Annotated in this window: 14 protein-coding genes; 8 read left to right on the top strand and 6 right to left on the bottom strand. The window is 66.0% G+C overall.

The window, feature by feature from the left end:
- Nucleotides 1–36: 36 nt before the first annotated feature.
- Nucleotides 37–783, bottom strand: a complete 747-nt coding sequence (locus AC1RMY_RS16110) for a GntR family transcriptional regulator (protein ID WP_492866146.1) — start codon at nt 781–783, stop codon at nt 37–39.
- A 193-nt stretch (nt 784–976) separates the two neighbouring features.
- Here AC1RMY_RS16110 and AC1RMY_RS16105 point away from each other — a divergent pair, with 193 nt between their 5' ends.
- Genes AC1RMY_RS16105 through AC1RMY_RS16090 form a run of 4 tightly spaced genes read left to right on the top strand, consistent with a single transcriptional unit; the run spans nt 977 to nt 6,538 of the window.
- Nucleotides 977–1,990 carry an SIS domain-containing protein gene (locus tag AC1RMY_RS16105; protein ID WP_492866145.1) on the top strand — a complete coding sequence of 338 codons (1,014 nt, stop codon included), beginning with the start codon at nt 977–979 and terminating at the stop codon, nt 1,988–1,990.
- A gap of 22 nt (nt 1,991–2,012) precedes the next feature.
- Complete coding sequence (locus tag AC1RMY_RS16100; RefSeq protein WP_492866143.1) at nt 2,013–2,852, top strand: PfkB family carbohydrate kinase; 840 nt, start codon at nt 2,013–2,015, stop codon at nt 2,850–2,852.
- An 18-nt stretch (nt 2,853–2,870) separates the two neighbouring features.
- A complete protein-coding gene (locus AC1RMY_RS16095) occupies nt 2,871–4,922 on the top strand; it encodes a hydantoinase/oxoprolinase family protein (RefSeq protein ID WP_492866141.1) in 2,052 nt (683 codons plus the stop codon).
- Nucleotides 4,922–6,538 carry a hydantoinase B/oxoprolinase family protein gene (locus AC1RMY_RS16090; RefSeq protein WP_492866139.1) on the top strand — a complete coding sequence of 539 codons (1,617 nt, stop codon included), beginning with the start codon at nt 4,922–4,924 and terminating at the stop codon, nt 6,536–6,538. Before AC1RMY_RS16095 ends, AC1RMY_RS16090 begins: the two co-directional genes overlap by 1 nt.
- A 151-nt stretch (nt 6,539–6,689) precedes the next feature.
- On the opposite strand, the gene AC1RMY_RS16085 is transcribed toward AC1RMY_RS16090, so the two are convergent.
- Both AC1RMY_RS16085 and AC1RMY_RS16080 read right to left on the bottom strand, forming a co-directional pair.
- Nucleotides 6,690–9,797: an efflux RND transporter permease subunit gene (locus AC1RMY_RS16085; protein ID WP_492866137.1), complete on the bottom strand. Its 3,108-nt coding sequence runs from the start codon at nt 9,795–9,797 to the stop codon at nt 6,690–6,692.
- Complete coding sequence (locus AC1RMY_RS16080) at nt 9,794–10,915, bottom strand: efflux RND transporter periplasmic adaptor subunit (RefSeq protein ID WP_492866135.1); 1,122 nt, start codon at nt 10,913–10,915, stop codon at nt 9,794–9,796. The genes AC1RMY_RS16085 and AC1RMY_RS16080 overlap by 4 nt, the downstream gene beginning before the upstream one ends.
- A 78-nt stretch (nt 10,916–10,993) precedes the next feature.
- Between AC1RMY_RS16080 and AC1RMY_RS16075 the strand changes: the two genes are divergently transcribed.
- From AC1RMY_RS16075 to fabF, 4 genes are all read left to right on the top strand, one after another.
- A complete protein-coding gene (locus AC1RMY_RS16075) occupies nt 10,994–11,599 on the top strand; it encodes a TetR/AcrR family transcriptional regulator (protein WP_492866622.1) in 606 nt (201 codons plus the stop codon).
- Nucleotides 11,600–11,888: 289 nt separating this feature from the next.
- Entirely contained in the window at nt 11,889–12,698 is an 810-nt protein-coding gene (locus AC1RMY_RS16070; RefSeq protein ID WP_492866133.1) for an oxidoreductase, read from the top strand.
- 167 nt (nt 12,699–12,865) lie between these two features.
- A complete protein-coding gene (locus AC1RMY_RS16065; protein ID WP_492866131.1) occupies nt 12,866–14,188 on the top strand; it encodes an MATE family efflux transporter in 1,323 nt (440 codons plus the stop codon).
- Nucleotides 14,189–15,475: a beta-ketoacyl-ACP synthase II gene (gene fabF / locus AC1RMY_RS16060; protein ID WP_492866129.1), complete on the top strand. Its 1,287-nt coding sequence runs from the start codon at nt 14,189–14,191 to the stop codon at nt 15,473–15,475. It begins immediately after the preceding gene.
- Between the two features lie 40 nt (nt 15,476–15,515).
- Here fabF and AC1RMY_RS16055 read toward each other — a convergent pair whose 3' ends face one another.
- The 3 genes from AC1RMY_RS16055 to AC1RMY_RS16045 form a co-directional block, all read right to left on the bottom strand.
- Nucleotides 15,516–18,908 carry a molybdopterin-dependent oxidoreductase gene (locus tag AC1RMY_RS16055; protein WP_492866127.1) on the bottom strand — a complete coding sequence of 1,131 codons (3,393 nt, stop codon included), beginning with the start codon at nt 18,906–18,908 and terminating at the stop codon, nt 15,516–15,518.
- Between the two features lie 105 nt (nt 18,909–19,013).
- Nucleotides 19,014–20,075 (bottom strand): ABC transporter ATP-binding protein, encoded by a 1,062-nt coding sequence (locus AC1RMY_RS16050; protein WP_492866125.1) that lies wholly within the window; start codon nt 20,073–20,075, stop codon nt 19,014–19,016.
- A 10-nt stretch (nt 20,076–20,085) separates the two neighbouring features.
- Nucleotides 20,086–20,895 (bottom strand): ABC transporter permease, encoded by an 810-nt coding sequence (locus AC1RMY_RS16045; RefSeq protein WP_492866123.1) that lies wholly within the window; start codon nt 20,893–20,895, stop codon nt 20,086–20,088.
- Nucleotides 20,896–20,900: the final 5 nt, after the last annotated feature.

Below are 20,900 nucleotides of genomic sequence, written 5' to 3'. Positions count from 1 at the left end.
CCTCGGGCCGGAAGCGAAAGGTAGGCCGCGACATGATCAGTCCTGTGGGGTCGGCGTGGAGTTGCGAAAGACGACGTGATGCGGGTGGTTGACCGATTTCATGTATTCGATCGGTGTGCCGTCGCCGTCGCGCGCTACCAGCCGCAGGACCAGAGTGGGCGCGGCGGGCTGGAGCAGGAGCAGGCGGGCCTCCATATCCGTCGCGATACCGACGCCTATCTCGCGGTCGCGCGCGCTGGCTTCGACATGGTAGCGGGCTCTCAGCAATTCATAGAGCGACTGCCCGCCGACGAGGTCTTCCGCTACGAGCCCGGCAAAACGCGCTGCCGGCAGATAGCTCGTCTCGATGCAGAACGGCTCGTCATTCACCGTGCGCAGCCGGCGGAACATGATCAGATCGACGCCAGCTGCGATCTCGAGCCGGCGTGCGATGCTCTCAGTCGCCTTCTCCTCGCCGAAATGCAGCAGCTTGTTGCCGGGCTCGCCGCCGGCATTGCGGATGAGGCGGGTGATGCCGAGGGTCGAATGCACCTCGATCGGACGTGTCACCTGGACCAGCGGGACGCGCGTGCCGCTGGTGCCGTTGCGCTCCAGAACGTTGCGGTCGACGAGCTTGTCGATCGCCTTGCGCACGGTCATGCGGTTGATGCCGAGCGTGTCGGCAAGCGCGCGTTCAGACGGCACGCGATCGCCGGGCCCGTAATCCGGCCCGCTGATGAGGTCGAGCAGGTAGTCCTGCACCTCGACATAGATCGGCTTGGCCCGTTTCACGGGTTCGCGCATGGCTGGCGTCTCTCGGATGCTTCCCGTTTCCGCATATAGCGGGATTGCGTCGGCTCCACATCCCGGGGAGCATATACGTGGAAGCGCGGCGCAATCGAGCTGATCCATCGGCCAATTGGACTATGGTTGACAGGTATTGGTATAGGTGATTGGTGTATACCAATTCTTCGCCGCCAGGAAGTGACGCCCTCCCATGTCCATCGCCTTCGATCGCGCTCGCGTGCATGAGGGGCTCGCGCAGACCCGCGCCGCCGTGCCCCGGGCCTACGCGCTCGGCCGCCGTCTCGCCCCGGAGATCGATCGGATCTATCTCGTCGCCTGCGGCTCGGCGAACCGTGCCATGCTCGGTATCAAATACTGGCTCGAGCACTATTCGCCCGGCATCGAAGTCCGCCGCTATTTCCCGGCGGAACTCATGGCGATCGATCCTCCGCGGCTCGACGGCCGGACGCTCGTGCTGCTCGCCTCCAAATCCGGCACGACACCGGAGACGGTCGCCGCTGCTGCGTTCCTGAAGGACAAGCCCTGCAAGCTCGTCGCCTTCAGCCAATATGCCGACAAGCCGCTTGCGCTGGCCGTGCCCGAACATTTCGTGGTGGGCGACACCAGCGAATCCTTCTTGGCCATGTTCATGCTGATGCAGGCGCTGGTCGGCGGCATCATGAGCGCGAAGGACGGCTGGTCGCTCGGCGACAAGCTCGTCGCCTCGCTCGATGCGCTGCCCGGCGCGGTCTGCGACGCGGCGGAGCAGAACGAGGAGCGCGCTGCAGCCGACGCGCGCCTTTATGCCAAGGACCGCAATTTCTATCACGTCGCCTCGGGGCCGGGCTTCACCACAGCCTATGTCTTCGGGGTCTGCATCCTGATGGAGATGCTCTGGCTGCACAGCTATCCGATCGAGGCGGCAGAGTTCTTTCATGGCCCCTTCGAGATCATCGACCGCAGCACACCGCTGATCCTGATCACGGGCGAAGACCCGAGCCGCCCGCTGATGGAGCGCGTTTCGACGTTCTGCGACACCTATGCCGGGCGGGTCATGAAATATGATTCCCGGGATTTCGCGATGAAGGGCATCGCGCCGGAGATTCGCCCGATCGTCGCGCCCTACATCCTCCAGTCGGCGCTGAAGCGCATGGCGGCGCATCTCTCCGTGCTCCACAATCAGCCGCTCTCGACCCGCCGCTATATGTGGAAGGTCGCGTACTGAATTCCTCGCGCGGAGAGGCCGCATGACCCTCAGGCTGCTTGGACTCGGCGACAACACGGTCGACACCTATGTCGATCGGGGTCTGCAATTCCCCGGCGGCAACGCGGTCAATGTCGCGGTCCTGGCCCGCAAGCTCGGCGCCGAGGCGGGCTATCTCGGCTGCCTCGGTTCGGACGAGGCTGGCAGGCTGATTGTCGATGCCCTGCTCCGGGAGGGCGTGGATACGAGCCGCTGCCGCATGCTCGCCGGCGACAATGCCCGCGCCTTCATCGGCCATGACGGCCATGACCGCCGCTTCCTGCGCTCGCAGCGCGGTGTACGCGGCCAATGGGGCCGGTTCTCGCCTGAGGATCTCGCCTATGTCGCCGGCTTCGATCTGGTGCATTCGAGCATCTACAGCGAACTCGACGCCGAACTCGCGACACTCCGCCATGCCGTACGTCGCTTCTCCTACGACTTCTCCGAGCGCTGGACCGACGCGAATCTGGCGGCGACGCTGCCCTTCCTCGACATCGCCTTCCTGTCCTTCCCCGCCGGTTCCGATGCGGAGTGCCGCGATTTGGCCCGCCGCTGCACTGAGGCCGGGCCGGAGCTCGTGGTGGTGACGCGCGGCGAGCGCGGCTCATTGGCTCTGGCAGATGGGGTATTCCACCGCCACGGGATCACCCGGGCGCACATCGTCGATACGCTCGGCGCCGGTGACGGCCTCATCGCCGCGTTTCTTCTGGCCGTGCTGGAGAAGAAGGGCATTCCGGAGGCGCTGGCCGCCGGTGCAGCCAATGCCGCGGCGGTTTGCGGGTATCAGGGCGGCTTCGGCCATGGCGCGCCATGGTCCGAGGCCGTGGAGACGGCGCTCGGTTGAACCGGAGGATTTGAAGTCATGGCCTGGCGTATCGGGATCGATTCCGGCGGGACTTTCACGGATATCTGTCTCTTCGACGATGCGAGCGGTCAGGTGGCGGTCTGGAAGGTGCCGTCGACGCCGGACGATCCCTCCCGCGCCATCGCGCGCGGCACACAGGAAGGCACCGAGCGCGTCGGTGCCAAGCCGGGCGAGGTCGTGTATTTCGGCCATGGCACGACGGTCGGCACCAACGCCCTGATCCAGCATCGGGGCGTAAAGACCGGACTGATCACCACCGACGGCTTCCGCGACCTGATCGAGATCGGCCGCCAGAAGCGTCCCGATCTCTACGACCTTCAGGTCGACAAGGCGCCGCCTCTCGTCACCCGCGATCTGCGTTTCGGTGTCACGGAGCGCCTGCGCCATGACGGCTCGGTCGAGATGCCGCTCGACGAGGAGGGGGTGCGTCAGGCAGCGCGTGCGCTGAGGAAGGCAGGCGTCAGGGCCGTTGCCATCGGATTCCTCTATGGCTTCGTCCGGCCCGAGCATGAGGAGACGGCAAGACGCATCGTGGCTGAGGAGTTTCCCGACGCCTTCATTTGCGCTTCGTCCGAGGTTGCGCCCGAGTTCCGCGAGTATGAACGCATCTCGACGGCGGTGGTGAACGCCTATCTCGGTCCGGTGATGCAGGGTTACATCCAGCGTCTCGCCGAGCGACTGAAGGAGCTCGGTGTCGTCACGACGCCGCATTTGACGCAGTCGAATGGCGGCGTCATCGGCTTCGACATGGCGGCGCGCCTGCCCGTGCGCACCGTGCTCTCCGGCCCGTCGACGGGGGTCGTCGCGGCGCAGGCCATAGGTCGCATGACCGGTATCGAGAACCTGATCACCTTCGACATGGGCGGCACCTCCTCGGACGTTGCGCTGCTGCGTAGCGGCGAGGCCAAGCTCGCCAGCGAGGCGACCGTCCATGGCTATCCGATCAAGGCGCCGATGCTCGACATCCACACAGTGGGCGCCGGCGGCGGCTCGATCGCGGCGATCGATTCAGGCGGCCTGCTCAAGGTCGGCCCGCGCAGCGCCGGCGCCGATCCCGGCCCGGTCTGCTATGGCCGCGGCTCGACCGAACCTGCCGTCACCGACGCCAATGTCGTGTTGCAGACCCTGAACCCGACGCATCTGCTCGGCGGGCGCATGCCGATCGACCAAGCGCTGTCGAAGCAGGCGATCGGCCGCATCGCCGATGAGCTCGGCCTCGACCCGATGGCGACGGCTCAGGGCATCATTTCGGTCGTCACGGCCAACATGGCCAAGGCCATCCGGGTCATCAGCGTCCAGCGCGGCCATGATCCGCGCGACTACGCTCTCGTCGCTTTCGGCGGTGCGGGTCCGCTTCATGCCGCCCGGCTGGCGCGCGAGCTGGAGATGAAGCGCATCATCGTCCCCCGCAATCCCGGCATCGGCTGCGCGCTCGGTCTGCTGCTCACCGACCTGCGCGCCAATTTCGCTACGACGCGTCTGGCGACGCTCAGCGAAGGGCTGGCTCCCGACATGGCCAAGATCTTTGTTGGTCTCGAAGCCCAGGCTGAGCACTGGTTCGCTGAAGAGAAGGTCGCGCCCGCCGACCGCGAGCTCAAGCGCACGGCGGACCTGCGCTATCACGGCCAGAATTACGAGCTCGCCATCGAGGTGCCGGACGGGCCGATCTCGGCTGAGACCGCCAAGGCGTTGGCGGAAGGGTTCGCCGAGGCGCACAGGCGCCTTTACGGCTTCGTGGCCGAGGGCGAACCGGTCCAGCTCGTGACCTATCGGGTCGAGGCGATCGGCTTCGTGCCCAAGGCCGAGTTCCGGCCCGAGCCCGATGCCGGACCGGACGCCTCACCTGCGATCATCGGCCGGCGCGACGTCTGGTTCCCGGAAACCGGCGGCTTCGTCGATTGCCCGATCTATGACCGCGACACGCTCAGATCCGGCAACCTCATCGACGGGCCGGCGATCATCGAGCAGATGGACGCGACCACGGTACTGCTGCCCGGCATGACCGCCCGCGTCGAGCCCTATCTCAACCTGATCCTGGAGACGCTGTGATGAACGCGCCCGCACCGGTCACCGTCGATCCGATCACCGTCGAGGTCATCGGCAGCGCTTTCGCCTCGATCACCGAGGAAATGGGCGAGGCGCTGGTCAAGGCCAGCTACTCGACCAACATCAAGGAGCGCCGCGACTGCTCGACCGCGCTTTTCGACATCGAGGGCAACACGCTCTGCCAGGCCGAGCACATCCCGATGCATCTCGGCTCCTTCATCGGCATCATCCCGCATATCCTCAAGCGCCACGCGATTTCCGAGATGAAGCCCCGCGACGTCTTCATCGGCAACGATGCCTATGAGGGCGGCGGCACGCATCTGCCCGACATTGTCCTGGCCGAGCCGATCTTTCATGACGGAAAAATGGTCGCCTGGGCCGTCAACACGGCCCACCATTCCGATTTCGCCGATCGCGGCCACGCCCATATCTATCAGGAAGGCCTGCGAATCCCGCCGATCCGCCTCTATGACGGCGGCGTGCTGATGAAGGACGTGCAGGATCTGATCCTGCTGAACTGCCAGGTTCCTCGTGAGCGCTTGTCGGACTTGCGCGCCCAGATGGCGGCGAACCGGCTCGGCGGCGAGCGCGTGCGCGCCCTCTGCGACAAATATGGCCGTGCCACCGTGCTCGCGGCAGGTAAGTCCCTGCAGGACTATGCCGAGCGCAAGATGCGCGCCGGGATCAAGTCGATCCCCGACGGCGTCTATCGCTTCGAGGATTATTTCGACAATCCCGAGATCGACGAGCCGATGAAGTTCTCGGTCGCGATCACGGTCGCGGGCGAGGAGATGACGCTCGCGTTCGAGTCCCCGCCCCAGGCGCGCGCCGGCTTCAACATGGTCTACACCGCGCTGCTGTCGACGGTCTATTACGCGGTCAAGACCGTGGCCGACCCGACGATCCCGCCCAATGCAGGCTTAGCCCGTCCGCTGACCGTGACGGCGAAGGAGGGGACGGTGCTGAATTGCCTGCATCCGGCAGCGGTGAACGGGCGGATCGCGCCCTGCCAGCGCGTCGTCGACCTGATCCATGGCGCGCTCGCGCAGGCCGTGCCGGAGCGCGTCATCGCCGCCTGCTCGGGCGCGGTCGCCGCCGCCACCTTCATGGGGGCGATGCCCGGCAGCGGCGATCTCTGGGTCTATCTTGAGACGATCGGTGGCGGATCGGGCGCGCGCGCGACCAAGGACGGGCTCGACGGCGTCCATGTCCACATGACCAACACCTCGAATCTGCCGGTCGAGGCGCTGGAGGTCGAGTATCCACTCACGCTGTTGCGCTACGAACTGGTCGACGGCTCAGGCGGACGTGGGCGCCAGCGCGGTGGCATGGGTTTGCGTCGTGTCTACAGGGCCGAAGCGCCCTGTCGGCTCAACGTCGACAATTCGCGCCTGAAGTCGCGACCCTGGGGCATCGCTGGCGGCGAGCCAGGGCAGGGGGGCTCTTACTCGTTCAGCGAAGGAGTCGTGCCGTTCGTGCGCGGCGACGGCGCGCTCGAACCCGGCCAGATCGTCGAGATCGTCACGCCAGGCGCCGGCGGTTACGGTCCGGTCGCGGAGCGCGATTGCGAGGCGCAAGCGCGCGATCTTGCCGAAGGACGGTTACGCGCGAGCGGCTGAGGGCGCGCCGACCTGGCGCTGTGGCCTGTTTCATCCGCATTCTAACCTGCGGATTTGGTTCGTTCCCCTCAGGCCTTCCGGGCAGCCAAACGGCCGCCCGGACACGAATCCCAGTGCTTTGGTATCCCCCGCCATGGGAAGAAGGCAGCAACTACGCGGCAGCCCTTGCTGATCGCAGCTCTGACGACGTCGCAATCTCATGGATTTGATCAGCAGTCGGTTTGATGCGGAACCATGTGGTGTATAGCGCAGGCAGGAACAGTAAGATCAACACGGTGCCGACAGCCGTGCCACCGATCAGCGTGTAGGCCATCGATCCCCAGAAGACGGAGTGTGTGAGCGGAATGAATGCCAGCACTGCCGCGAGCGCCGTGAGGATCACAGGTCTCGTCCGCTGCACCGTCGCTTCGATGACTGCGTGATAGTCGTCGAGCCCGGCCGCGCGGTTTTCCTCGATCTGCTCGGTCAGGATCAAGGTGTTGCGCATCAGGATGCCGGCGAGTCCGATCAGGCCGAGGATCGCGTTGAATCCGAAGGGCTGGTTGAAGAGGAGCAATGTCGGCACGACGCCGATCACGCCAAGCGGCGCTGTGAGCAGCACCATCGCCATCATCGAAAACGACCGCACCTGAAGCATGACGAAGATCAGCGTGGCGGCGATCATCACAGGGAAGACCTTCCCCAAGGCTGCGTTGGCTTTGGTCGCTTCTTCGATAGAACCGCCGGTCTCGATGCGATAGCCCGCCGGAAGCGAGGCGATCAGCGGCTGCAGAGCCTTCTGGATCTGCTTGGAAACCTCTGGCGGCTGAGTGGCCTCGTTGATGTCCGCGCGGATGGTGATGACGGGCGTGCGGTCGCGGCGTTTCAGGATCGGCTCCTCCAGACGCATTTCGGCATGGCCGATCTGATCGAGCGGGATCTGGCGTCCGTCGCGGCTCATCAGCGAGAAATCCGCGAGGCGCGCCGGGTCGAGCCGCTCGCTGCCGGCGCTTCGTGCCACCACCGGCACGTTGCGGATGTCCTCGCGGACCTGGGTGACGGTGACGCCGGTCAGCAGGAACTGAAGTTGCTGACCAACCGCCGCTGGCGACAGGCCGATGAGGTTCAGACGGTCCTGGTCGGGTACGAAGCGGAGCACGGGCGTGCGATTACCCCAATCGCGATTGGCCTGGCGAACGTCCGCGACGCTGCGCATCACCTCGAGCACCTGTGCGGATATCGCATAGAGCTGCGCCGGATCGGGGCCCATCACGCGGAACTCGACCGGGAACGGCGTATAAGGGCCAAAGACGAGCTGGGTGACACGCACGAAGGCTTCCGGGACGAGGCCTTCCGACACGGCATCGCGAAGCCTGTGCTTCAATGTCTCGCGCGCACCTGAATCCGGTGTCAGGACGACGATCTTGGCGAAGGCGGGATCCGGCAGTTCGGGCGCCATCGCGAAGAAGAAGCGCGGCGCGCCCTGGCCGACATAGCTGGTGACGATGGTGGCCTCGGGCTGGGCGCCCAGCCAGCGTTCGAGCTTCTCGACCGCTGCCGTCGTGGTTTCGATGCTGGTCCCTTCCGGCAACCGGACTTCGACCAGCACTTCCGGGCGATCCGACGTCGGGAAGAATTGCTGTTTGACGCCCCCCATTCCGATGCCTGCCAGAGCGAAGGCCACGACGACCACACCGCAGGTCATGAACTTGTGGCGCACGGCGAAGGTGATGAGCCGCCTCAGGCGCCGATAGTTCGGCGTGTCGTAGACCGCATGCGTGCCGCCCGGGATCGGTTTGATGTCGGGCAGCATCTTGACGCCGAGATAGGGCGTGAAGACCACCGCCACGATCCAGGAGACGATCAGGGCGAAGCCCACGACCCAGAAGATGTTGCCGGCATATTCGCCTGCTGTCGAACGTGCGAAGCCGACAGGCAGAAAGCCCGCGATGGTCACCAGCGTGCCCGACAGCATGGGTGCCGCCGTGTGGCTCCAGGCATAGGCAGCCGCTTTGATGCGGTCCATGCCTTCTTCCATCTTCACCACCATGACCTCGATGGCGATGATGGCGTCGTCGACCAGGAGGCCGAGCGCCAGGATGAGGGCGCCGAGCGTGATGCGGTCGAAGAACCGTCCGGTCTCCAGCATGATCAGGAAGACGACAGCGAGCGTCAGCGGCACGGCCGCGGCCACGACGATCCCCACGCGCCAGCCGAGGCTGAGCAGGCTCACGAGCAGCACGACGCCGAGTGCCATCGCGAACTTCATCATGAACTCGTCGACCGCTGAGGTGATGTTGACGGCCTGGTCGGTCACCTTGTCGAGCGTCATGCCGAGCGGCAGCGTCTGCGCGATCGCCGCAGTCTTGTTTTCCAGCGCCTTGCCGAGAGCGAGCCCGTCCCAGCCCGATTGCATGACGGCGGCAATCAGGATCGTGGCCTCGCCCTGACGCCGGATCAGGTAGGTCGGGGGATCCTGGTAGCCGCGGCGCACATCGGCGATGTCGGACAGCTTAAGGGTGCGACCTGCCGCGACGATCGGGGTGTCGGCGATCGCCTTCAGGCCTTGATAGGCGCCATCGACCCGAATGAACATCTGCGGGCCACTCGTGTCGATCGAGCCGGCCGGAGTAACCGTGTTTTGCCGTTGCAGGGCAGTGATGATGTCCTGCGCCGACACGCTAAGCGTGGCGAGCTTCGCGTAGGAGAACTCGACGAAGATCTGTTCGGGCCGTTCGCCGAGAATGTTGATCTTCTTGACCCCGGGGACGTGCAGGAGGTCCTGGCGGATGGTCTCGGCCTGCCGCGCCAGCTCGCGCATCGGCATGCCCTTGGCCTTCAAGGCATAAAGGGCGAAACTCACATCCGAGTACTCGTCGTTGACGAAGGGGCCGAGCACGCCGGGTGGCAGGTTGCGGGCCTCGTCTCCAAGCTTCTTGCGGGCCTGATAGAACTCTTCCTCGACGGCCGATGGCGGGGTGCTGTCCTTCAACGTGACCGTCATATAGGCGTAGCCTGGGCGGGTGGTCGTCTCGACGCGGTCGTACCAGGTGAGTTCCTGAATCCGCTTCTCCAGCGGTTCCGCGACCAGATCCTGCATCTCGCGCGCGGTCGCACCCGGCCACACGGTGGTGACGGTCAGCGTCTTGATGGTGAAGCTCGGATCTTCCGCTCGGCCGAGCATGAAGAAGGCATAGATGCCGGCAGCAACCAGCAGGATGATCGAGAAAAGGGTGACGGCTCGTTCGCGAACAGCGATTGCTGAAAGATTGAGGCTCATTTGCTGCTCCTGTTCTGGGACAGCGGCCGGACATGAGCCCCCTCTTGCAGCAGGTGAGCCCCAAGCGACACCACCGGCTCGGGCCCGCTCAACCCGGAGACGATCGCAGTCTCGCTGGTCACGCGGATCAATGTTATCGGGCGGAACTTTACCGTCGAGGTGGCGTCATCCAGCAACCAGACCCCGGTCTTCCGGCCATCGTCCAGCAGCGCACCGAGGGGCACTTCCATCTCGGGCTGGCTCGCCTGATTGGTCAGTCGGATGGTGACGGTCGCCCCAAGCGGTGCAGCGGCGGCCTCGCCGTCGAGGACGTAGCGAGCCTCGTAGGTGCGGGTCTGCGGATCCGCGGAATCCGAGAGCTGGCGGAGGGTGGCTGAATAGCGGCGGGCTTCCGCCCCATAGAGATTGGCCACGGCCGGAGAGCCGATGGCCGGCCTGATCGTCTCGGGGAGCGCGACGACCGCCTCGCGCGGTCCGGCCTGGGCGAGCCTGACGACGGTCTGCCCGGCCGTGACAACCTGGCCCGGCTCGCCGAGGGTCTCGACGACGATTCCATCGGCATCGGCGACAAGAACGGAATAGCTCGACCCGTTTTCGGCAACCTTCTCGTCCGCTTCAGCGGCCGCCAGCTGGGCCGCCGCGGTGTCGAGTGCCGCCTTCGCTTGCTCGTAGCGCTGCGGGCTTGCCGCAAATCCATCCTTGACCAGAACGGCGTAGCGCTTCTCGTCCGCTCGGGCCTGAACCAGGACGGCGCGAGCGGCAGCGGTGGCGTTGCGTTTCGCCGCGAGCGCAAGCCGCAAGTCGGTCTCATCGATCCGCATGAGCGCCTGGCCGGCCGTCACAGGCTGCCCGACATTCACTAGCCGCTCGACGATTTTTCCGGCAACGCGGAAGCCCAGATTGCTTTGAACGCGGGCTGCGATGGTGCCTGTGAAACGGCGCTCTGCATCCACGACCGGCGTTGGCGTCACCAGCCGGACGATCGGAGCATTCTGCCTGGGATCGCTGACCGCAGACGCGTTCTGCGACCTCGCCGACAAGGTGACGAATGCTGCCACCGCGGCCGCTGCGAGCACGGCACCCCCAGCGGCAAACGCCGACTTCCTGTTCTTGTTCATCGCTGTAAACCAATTAGATTGCATTCGACATCTATAAGTGATATGGATTACGAACGCAATCTAAATTTGGAGATCATGATGCGCGTCAGTCGCCAGCAGGCAGAGGAAAATCGCCAGACGGTCATCGACGTGGCCAGCCGACTGTTCCGGGAGCATGGCTTCGACGGCATCGGCCTGAAAGATCTCATGGCCGGCGCCGGGCTGACGCAGGGCGCCTTCTACAAGCAGTTCGAATCCAAGGACGACCTGGCGGTGCAGGCCTCGAAGCGCGCGCTGGAGAGTGCCTCGAACCGGTGGTCGGCTGCCGCCCAGTCCAATCCGGACGCCCCGCTGGCGGCTGTGGTCGATTTTTATCTCAGCATGGGTCACTGCGGCGAGAAGGGGGATGGCTGTCCGATCGTCGCGCTGGGTTCGGATGCCGCCAGGCAAGGCCCGGACGTGAAGGCTGCGTTCGAGGCCGGGATCAACGATCACCTGGAAATGTTGGGCGGTTGGGTCGGCGTAGCGGACGCCGCCGCCGCGAAAAGCAAGGCGATGGCCGTCCTCTCGACGATGGTCGGTGCGGTACTCCTTTCGCGCGCTGTCAACGACGAGCAAATGTCGAAACGGTTCCTGCAAGCCGCCACCGACAGTGTCGTGGCTGAGGCCTCCGCGAACAACGCACAGGTAGGCCCCCGCCAATGACGATGCTGTCGGCCCAGACGCGCATGCGCCAGCGGAGGAGTTCAGATGAGTCATTCGAAAATGAAGAGGTTGTTTTCGAAAGAGACCCTGGGCCGTTGGCTAGAGAGGCTGCGGCAATTCAAGGAAGCGATGGAGTTCACTGAACTCGATTTCCTTGAGAGGCGGGTCAGAAATCTCGAAGCGCAAGTCTCAGAGCTCCGTGCGCAAGCCGCGAAGTCGTAAGGCGCAGCGAACCGCTCCACCCCAATATTCACCCTCACTCACAGACCACAAATTGGAGATGGCAGAGATGGCCATTCAAAAGACCGTCCTGATCACGGGCGTTTCCTCCGGCATCGGCGCGGCGACCGCCCTCGCGCTGGCGCAAGCAGGATACCGCGTCTTTGGCGGCGCGCGCGCGCCCGCAAACGTACATCCGATAGCGGGTGTCAAACTGGTCAAACTCGACGTCCGCAACGATCAACAGGTCCGCCAGGCCGTCGAACACATCCTCGAGGAAGTCGGCCGGATCGACATCGTCATCAACAACGCAGGCGTGTCGCTGATCGGGCCGGTGGAGGCGACTAGCGACGCGGAGGCGCAGTCGCTGTTCGACACCAACCTGTTCGGCGCTTTGCGCATAAGCCGCGCCGTGCTTCCCGCCATGCGCGCCCAGAAGTCGGGGCTCATCATCAACATCAGTTCGGTGCTCGGCTTCCTGCCGGCACCGTTCATGGGCCTGTATGCCAGCAGCAAGCATGCGCTCGAAGGCCTGTCGGAGTCGCTCGACCATGAGGTTCGCGGGTTTGGCGTACGCGTCGTTCTGGTCGAGCCCAATTTCACCAATACCAAGCTCGACACCAATGCGGCCCAGACAGAGGCCAAGATCGCCGCTTATGCGGACGCGCTCTCGCAAACGATCGCAACGTTGCAGAAGCAGGTTGCCGCTGGAGCGGCGCCAGCGACGGTCGCGACACGGATCTTGTCCGCCATCAGAGGCAAGTACCGGATGCGGCAACCGGCGGACGCAAGCGCGAAGCTGTTGAGCATACTCAGGCGCTTCGCCCCCGCCAGCCAGGTCGACAAGGGGATCAGGTCTACCTTCGGTCTCAAGTCCTGACGACGCAATTCGGACGGGACGGTGGCCAAATGAACCATGCGACGCATCCAAGACCGCTGACCGGTGAAGCGCCTGACCGGGACGATCGCAAGGCAGCCGTTCGCCTCGCTATCCTGCGCGGCCCCGTGCTGCCGATCCTTCTCAGGCTCGCTGTCCCTACGATAGCGGTGCTCGTCGCCCAGACGCTGGTCGGAATCGCGGAGACCTACTATGTCTCACTGCTAGGAACGGAAGCGCTGGTCGGCGCATCCGTCGTCTTCCCCGTCTGGATGCTGATGACGATGATGTCGGCGGGCGGATTGGGCGGCGGCGTCGCTTCTGCGGTTGCGCGCGCGATCGGTGCGGGCCGGATCGACGACGCTGACGACCTCGTGCTGCACGCGATCACGCTCGGCGCCTTCATGGGCCTGCTCTTCATGGCGGGCATCTGGCTGCTGGGGCCCACTCTCTTCGAAAGCCTCGGCGCGCGGGACGGCGCACTGATACAGGCGATTTCCTATTCACGCTGGCTGTCGCTCAGCGCAGTTCCGATCTGGGTGGTGAACCTGTGTTCGGCGGCCCTGCGCGGCGCCGGAAACGTCAAGGCTCCCGCGCTCCTATCGCTTACCGGCGTCGTCACCCTCATTCCCCTGTCTCCACTCCTGATCTTCGGCTTGGGTTCTTTCGCAGGATTGGGCATTGCCGGAGCCGGGCTGGCGGTCACGCTCTATTACAGCGCCGCCAGCCTCATCATAGCCGGCTATCTACGGACAACCCGCGCCGGGCTGACGCTGACCCTGCGTCGGCTTCGCTGGCCCCTGTTTCGGGATGTTCTCAGCGTCGGGGTCATCTCCTCCGTAGCGGTGATCCAGATCAACCTTGCTGTGATCCTTGTAACGGCGATCGTCGGCCGGTTCGGCGAGGCAGCGCTTGGTGGCTACGGCATCAGCGCGCGGCTCGACTACCTGTTCGTCCCGATCTTGTTCGGCCTGGGGAGCGCGGTCCTGACCATGATCGGAACGTGTATCGGGGCAGGCGACGTCGCGCGCGCGAAGCGGGTAGCCTGGATCGGCACGATGATCGGCGCATTCTTCACGGGATGTGTCGGCCTGATCGTTATCCTGCGTCCGACGCTGTGGCTCGGCATTTTCAGCCATGATGCCGCTGTGCTCGAGGCGGGTGCGAGCTATCTCCGGGTGGCAGGCCTTTCCTACCCCGCGACGGCGGCGGCGTTCGTCTTGAGCTTCGTATCTCAGGGGTCGGGCCGGCCCGGATGGACCACATTCGCCGGAACGGTCCGGCTGGTGATCGCTGCGGGTATCGGTTGGCTCGCGGTCGCGCACGGGCGTGCCGATCTGACGGAACTCTCGATGATCGTCGCGGCAAGCCAGGTCGGCGCTGCGGCAGTATGTGTTTGGGCCGTGCATCGCGGCTTCATCTGGCCTCGCTCAGCCAGCCTCCGCAGCAGCGAACCTAGCGCCGTTGGCGTGCCGAAATCGACAGGTGCATAGATGAGACGGATTGTTGTCACGGGTCTCGGGGCGGTCACGCCACTCGCAGCAGGTGTGGGCGCCTCCTGGTCGCGCCTTCTGGCAGGCCGTTCGGGCCTGCGCGCACTACCGGAGGATGTCGTGGGCGATCTGCCGGCCAAGGTCGGCGGCGTCGTTCCCTCCATCGCCGAGGACCCGGAAGCGGGCTTCGATCCCGATGCCGTGCTGGCGCCGAAGGACCAACGCAAGGTCGATCGTTTTATTATCTTCGCCTTGGCGGCGGCGGACGAAGCCCTCTTGCAGGCACGATGGCAGCCTGGCTCCGAGGCTCAGCGCTCGCGCACGGCCACGATCATCGCTTCGGGCATCGGCGGCTTCCCGGCCATCACTGACGCGGTGCGCACGGTCGACACGCGCGGCGTTCGCCGTCTCTCACCGTTCACGATCCCGTCCTTCCTGGTGAACCTGGCGGCAGGCCATGTCTCGATCCGCCATGGCTTCAAAGGCCCGCTCGGCGCTCCGGTGACGGCCTGCGCAGCCGGCATCCAGGCGATCGGCGATGCGGCTCGCCTGATCCGCGCCGATGAAGCCGACATCGCGGTGTGCGGCGGCGCTGAAGCCTGCATGAACATCGTCAGTCTCGGCGGCTTTGCCGCCGCACGCTCTCTGTCCACCGGGTTCAACGACAGGCCGGCCGAGGCCTCGCGTCCGTTCGATACGGCCCGCGATGGATTCGTCATGGGCGAGGGCGCGGGCATGCTGGTGATCGAGGCACTGGACCATGCGCTGGCGCGCGGCGCCACACCACTCGCAGAGTTCGTCGGCTACGGGACGACCGCAGATGCCCACCACGTCACTTCCGGTCCCGAGGACGGAAACGGCGCCCGCCGGGCCATGGAGATCGCGATCGCGCAAGCGGGGATTTCCCAACGCGAGATCGGTCATCTCAATGCCCATGCCACCTCGACGCCGGTTGGAGACCTCGGCGAGATCGCCGCGATCAAGACGCTGTTCGGCTCCGACGGCGGGATCGCTGTCAGTGCAACAAAATCGGCGACCGGACACCTGCTCGGGGCCGCTGGCGGGCTAGGCGCCATCTTCGCGATCCTGGCGTTGAAGCACCAGGTTGCGCCGCCGACGCTCAATCTCAACACGCCCGATCCCGTCGGCGAGGGCATCGACTTTGTCAGACACGGACCCCGGCCGCTGGCGACGGATTACGCGATCGCCAACGGCTTTGGCTTCGGTGGCGTCAATGCCAGCGCGCTGTTCCGACGCTGGACGGGCGAACGCGCTGGCGGCGTTTGACCTCAGCGTCGCGTCTGTTGGCTTTCCAGGATCGACGCGGTCAGTGGCCGTAGAGCGAAATAACCAGATCCGACAGCGGCACGGCCTGGCAGGTCAGGCATTGGTTGGGCTCGCCGTCGAACGCGACGAGATGGGTGAAGCTGCCCTCCAGCACCTTCACCACGCAGCTCTCGCATTGCCCGACGCGGCAGCCGCTCGGAAACGGCAGCCCGGCAGCCAGCGCCGCGTCGAGAACAGGGCCGGCATCGGGGGACCATTCGAAAGCTTCTCCCGTACCGGCGATCGCGATGCGTCGTGGCGCCAGGGACGTCGGAATCTCCCTCGGTGCGGAGAAGGCTTCCGCGAAGATGTCGAAGCGCGGCATCCCGCGTCTGACGAGTTCGGCGATCATCGTATCGTTGAAATCCGGCGAACCGCAGAGATAGGCGAGCGGATTTTGCGCCAGCACTTCTGCGATCGCGCCGAGATCCAGCCGGCCTTCCTGCTGGAAACGCCCGGCATCACGATCCCCATCGTTTGGCCTGGAATAGGCGGTGACGCGCTTCAGCGTGGGGATCGCGCTGGCGAGTTCGTCGAGGCGAGCGGCGAGCGGATGTTCCGCACCGCTCCGGCAGCCATGCAGCAGATGGATTGCGGGGGCCGGCTGCGGGCGGAGCCGTGCGATCGTTTCCAGGTACCCGGCGAAGGGCGTGATGCCGATGCCGTTGGCGAGCAGGATCAGCGGGCGCGCGCTGCGGACAGGGATGGTGAAGACGCCGGCCGGCGCTTCGAGCAGCACTTCGTCGCCGGGACGAAGCGACTGGACCTCGCGCGACAGCGAGACCGATTGCTTCGAGCCGGCGGTGTCCCACCGCACTGCAAGCGACAATTCATCCGGAGAGTGGGCGCTTCCCGTCAGCGAGTAGGCTCTCGCCAACGGTTGGCCCGGAAGCCGCAGGAGGACATGCTGGCCGGGCACGAAATCGGGCAGGCCTTCGCCGTCGCAGGGAGCGAGCGACAGGGCAGCGGTGGACGGCCCCTCCTGTCGGATGTGGGTGACGCGGAACCGGCGCGTGCCCGACCAGCGGCCGCGATTTGCTTCGGGGAGGGCCTCGATGTCGCAAGTGATCGCGCGCAACGGCACGGAGCCGCTGATCGGGTCTCGCTGGAGGTCGCTGAGAATCGCGTTGACGTTGACGGTGTCTTCGCCCTGGACGGCGCCTCCGTCCTGCCCCAGCGGCTCGCATTCCTCCCACCAACCGAACTCGGCAACGACCGTGCGCGCGTCGAGCGCCGCATTCAGGCGAACGCGCAGCCGGGCCGCGCCGTGCCGCGTGCGCAGCCGGATCCAATCGCCGGCGGCGACGCCCCGCGCCGCCGCGAGGTCCGGATGGATCTCTACCGATGGATCGGGAGCCTTGCGGCGCAGCGACGCGATGGCGCGGTGGGAGGTATGGACGAAGAAGCCGCTCTTGGCGGTCGTCAGCACGAGAGGCAGGCCATCGCCGGAAGCTGGCCCGTCCGCCGGCTCGACGAAATCCGGCAAGGGATCATGGCCGTGCTCGTGCAGGCGCTGCGCGTAGAGTTCGACGCGCCTCGTTGGCGTGTTGAAGCCGCGCACGCGTCCGTTCTCGTCCGCGTCGGCGAATTTCCGATGCGAGAAGGGCTGCGGGATCCGCATGCCATCCGGCCGATCGCGCAGATCCTCCACGGTGATGCCGAGCGGCGCGAGCTGATGGTTCCAGCCGGCGACGATATCCCCGCCGAAGAAGCGGTCGCCGAAACCCATGCGCGCCGCCAGGGACATGACGATCTCGTAGTCGGCGCGGCTCTCGGCGAAGCGCGGCAGCATGCTCTTGCGGAACTGGATGGTCTCCGCGGCTTCCTGCGTGATCTCGAAGCCGATGCGCAGGGCGTCACGCTCCCAGGGCATGCTGACGGGCAGGACCAGATCGGCGCATTCGGCGGTCGGGTTCATGAACATGTCGGCATGGACATGGAATTCGAGCGCATGCAGTGCCGCGAGGTTGCGGCTGGTGTCGATCTGCGAGACGGCGAAATTGGTCCCGAAGCTCATCAGCGCCCGGACCGGATAGGGGCGCTTCTCGATCACCGCCGAGGCGAAGTCGCGCGCGGTGACCCAGCCATGGGCGGGCGGGCCGAGCGGCAGATCGGCCAGCCCCAGCGCCTTTTTGAGGTGCCCGGGCGGCAGCAGCGAGAGGTCGTTGACGGCGTTTGCCGGTGGCGGCACCGTCCAGATATTGCCGCCTTTGCGATCGCAGGAGCCGACCAGGGCAGCGAGCGCAGCGATCGCCCGCTCGGTCATGGTGGCGTTTGTGTGCTGCCCGACGCCCGTCCAGGTGTAGTAGGCGAGGCGAGGGGCGCCCTCCAGCAAGGAGTAGAAGGCGGCGATGTCAGGCAGCTCGAGCCAGGTGAGTTCGGCGACGCGCTCGGGCGAATAGTGCTGCGCCCGCTCGGACAGGAGCGTGAAAGCCGTGGCGGCGGCGATCCGCCGGCCGTTCAGCGTCCTCAGCGGAATGCGCGCTTCCAGCGTCATAGATGCGGCATCGGACAGGCTGCTGCGCGTGTCGTAGGGCTCGACGCGGCCATTGGCGCGGAGGACGAGAAAGGCGTCGCTGCCGGCGCCTGCGACGACTTCGTCGGCCTTGAGGAAGGCGCCGGTTTGCTCGTCGATGAGGAGAGGCGCGTTGGTCCAGTTGCGTACGAAGGCGTCGTCGTACCGGCGCGCCTCGATCAGATGCCTGATGGCCCCCATTGCGAGAGCGGCATCCGCGCCCGGGCGCATCCGCAGCCAGAGATCGGCCTGCTGTCCCGATCCGTCGGGCTTGGGGTCGATGACGACGACCTTGGCTCCGCGCCGGCGCGCTTCGGCGACGCGGCTCGCCTGGGCAAGCCATGTCCGCGCCGGATTATGGCCCCAGAGCAGGATGAGCTCGGCGTTGTCGTAATCCGGCACGCCCAGGCCACGGCCGAATGTCAGGGCATGGGCATAGTCCTTGTGCCAGCCGCAGACCTCGATCGCGTAGATCAGGTTGGGGCTGCCGAAGCACCGGATAAAGCGCTCCACCCATTCGTGGCTGTCGATGATCGGCGTCCCGCTCGGCGTCGTCATGGCAAAGGCAACGGACTCCGCACCGCTCTCAGCACGGATCGCGAGCAGGCGCCGCGCGATCTCGTCGAGAGCCTCGTCCCAGCCGATCTCCGCCCAGCGAACCGGAGTCTCGCCCTTCGCGCTCAGCCGGCGCAGGGGGCGGCGCAGGCGCTTCGGGCTGTGGACCATCTCGGGCGCAGCGCGACCCTTGGCGCAGAGCGCCCCGCCGGTGGGATGATCCGGGCGTGGCTCGACGCCGACCATCCGATCGCCATCGACGAGCGTGATCGAGCCGCAGCGCGAGCGGCACAGCGTGCAATATCCCGGATGCCTCTCGACCATGATGCGCGCCTCCGTCGACCGCGCAGGCGCAGTCCAGCCGCCTTGTCGGCGGCTCGTTGTGTTCCTTGTGATCTGTCGCCGTCCGCCGAGCGCCGGGCGCTTCGGTCAGAACAGCATCGCTGCGCCGGCCGGCCAGGACGCGACGACGGGCTGGCCCGGCTGCAGCTCGTTATGGCTCGGAAGATCCGCATTCTGGCAATGCACGACGATCGGCATCCCGGAGCTGGTCCTGACGATCACCTCCGTCAGCGAGCCGCGATAGACGACGTCCTCGACAGTCGCGGGCAGGATGCCGAGGCCTTGGCTCTCGCTGAGGTCGTCGTGCAGCGAGATCTGCTCCGGCCGGACGGCGAAAGCGGTGACCGCGCCCGCCTCCCGCTCGGGAGAAACCGCGAAGCGCTCGCCTCCCTCTGTCAGGAAGCTGCCCGTCGCGTCGATGTTGCCCGCGAAGATGTTGGTGAGACCGATGAATTCCGCAACGAAGCGGCTGGCAGGGCGCTGATAGATCTCGCGCGGCGTGCCGACCTGTTCGACCTTGCCGGCGGACATCACGACGATCCGGTCGGCGACCGCGAGCGCCTCGTCCTGATCATGCGTGACGAAGATCGTCGTCAGGCCGAGCCGCGACTGCAGGCGCCGCAGGTCGGTCCGGACCTCGTGCCGCAGCTTGGCGTCGAGTGCCGAGAGCGGCTCGTCGAGGAGCAGGACATCCGGTTCGTAGACGATGGCGCGGGCGAGCGCCACGCGCTGTTGCTGCCCACCCGAAAGCTGCTTCGGCAGCCGGTCGGCGAGATGGTCGAGCTTGACGAGGGCGAGCGCCTCCTGCACCCGGCTCTGTACTTGCGTGCGGTCGACCCCGCGCATCTCCAGCCCAAACCCGACGTTCTCCGCGACGCTCATATGCGGGAAGAGCGCATAGCCCTGGAAGACGAGGCCGGCATTGCGCAGATAGGGCGGCAGGTCGGTCACGTCCCGCGTGCCGAAGCGGATGCTCCCCTCGCTCGCCAGCGTCAGCCCCGCGATCATGCGCAAGGTCGTGGTCTTGCCGCAGCCCGACGGGCCGAGGAAGGCGACGAACTCGCCCTGGCCGATCTCTAGCGAGACACGCTCGACCGTCGTGAGGTTGCCGTAGCGCTTGGTCACGTCTTGAAGAGAAATTTGCGACATCGGGGGCCTCTCAGAAGGCTCGCGCCAGTTTGAAATAGCGATCGGTGATGATGAGGCCGGTCGCGATCAGGGTGATCTGGACGGTGGCGACCGCGGCGATGGTCGGATCGACGCTCCATTCCAGATAGTTGACGATGACGATCGGCAGCGTGGTCGTGCCGGGACCGACCAGAAAGAGCGACTTCTCGAGGTCGACGAAGGAGACGACGAAGGAGAAGAGCGCGCCCGCGACGACGCCGGGCCTGATCACCGGCCAGGTCACCCGCCGGAAGGCCGTGAACGGACGCGCGCCCATCGTCAGCGCCGCTTCGCGCAATTGCGGATCGACGCCGAGCAGCGAGGCGGTCACCAGCCTGACCGTCCAGGGCAGGGCGATCAGGCTGTGCGCGATCGCCAGCCCCGTGAAGGTCGTCGCGACCTGGACACCGGTCACGATCTCGGCCTCGATCAGGAACATGTAGAAGGCTGCGCCCGCCACGATACCTGGCACGATCAGCGGCGCCAGCAGCAGCGACTGGATCGCCTCGCGCCCCGGAAAGCGCCCGCGCGCCAGGACCACCGATGCCGGGATGCCGACCGCGAGGCTGATCGCCGTCGCGAGCACGCCGAGCTTGAGGCTGGTCGCGAAGCCGTCGCGGAAGCGCGGCATCTCCCAGGCGGTGGCATACCAGTTCAGCGTGTAGCCGGTCGGCGGGAAGCTGATGATCTTGTTCTCGAAGAAGCTCACCCAGATGATCGCGACCAGCGGGGCGAGCACCATGACGAAGGCCAGGATGCAGCCGCCGATCATCGCCGGCCTGAACGAACGCGTCGCGGACATGCTCG

This window comes from Allobosea sp. GW822-FHT03F07, from assembly GCF_058801345.1.
This window is presented reverse-complemented; position numbering and strand designations above follow the sequence as displayed.

What these genes read in the sequence shown, in the direction of transcription:
- AC1RMY_RS16070 (WP_492866133.1), top strand. Translation starts at nt 11,889, where the DNA reads ATGGCCATTCAAAAGACCGTCCTGATCACGGGCGTTTCCTCCGGCATC.
- AC1RMY_RS16105 (WP_492866145.1), top strand. Translation starts at nt 977, where the DNA reads ATGTCCATCGCCTTCGATCGCGCTCGCGTGCATGAGGGGCTCGCGCAG.
- AC1RMY_RS16050 (WP_492866125.1), bottom strand. Translation starts at nt 20,075, where the DNA reads ATGTCGCAAATTTCTCTTCAAGACGTGACCAAGCGCTACGGCAACCTC.
- AC1RMY_RS16055 (WP_492866127.1), bottom strand. Translation starts at nt 18,908, where the DNA reads ATGGTCGAGAGGCATCCGGGATATTGCACGCTGTGCCGCTCGCGCTGC.
- fabF (WP_492866129.1), top strand. Translation starts at nt 14,189, where the DNA reads ATGAGACGGATTGTTGTCACGGGTCTCGGGGCGGTCACGCCACTCGCA.
- AC1RMY_RS16075 (WP_492866622.1), top strand. Translation starts at nt 10,994, where the DNA reads ATGCGCGTCAGTCGCCAGCAGGCAGAGGAAAATCGCCAGACGGTCATC.
- AC1RMY_RS16085 (WP_492866137.1), bottom strand. Translation starts at nt 9,797, where the DNA reads ATGAGCCTCAATCTTTCAGCAATCGCTGTTCGCGAACGAGCCGTCACC.
- AC1RMY_RS16090 (WP_492866139.1), top strand. Translation starts at nt 4,922, where the DNA reads ATGAACGCGCCCGCACCGGTCACCGTCGATCCGATCACCGTCGAGGTC.
- AC1RMY_RS16080 (WP_492866135.1), bottom strand. Translation starts at nt 10,915, where the DNA reads ATGAACAAGAACAGGAAGTCGGCGTTTGCCGCTGGGGGTGCCGTGCTC.
- AC1RMY_RS16110 (WP_492866146.1), bottom strand. Translation starts at nt 783, where the DNA reads ATGCGCGAACCCGTGAAACGGGCCAAGCCGATCTATGTCGAGGTGCAG.
- AC1RMY_RS16095 (WP_492866141.1), top strand. Translation starts at nt 2,871, where the DNA reads ATGGCCTGGCGTATCGGGATCGATTCCGGCGGGACTTTCACGGATATC.
- AC1RMY_RS16100 (WP_492866143.1), top strand. Translation starts at nt 2,013, where the DNA reads ATGACCCTCAGGCTGCTTGGACTCGGCGACAACACGGTCGACACCTAT.
- AC1RMY_RS16045 (WP_492866123.1), bottom strand. Translation starts at nt 20,895, where the DNA reads ATGTCCGCGACGCGTTCGTTCAGGCCGGCGATGATCGGCGGCTGCATC.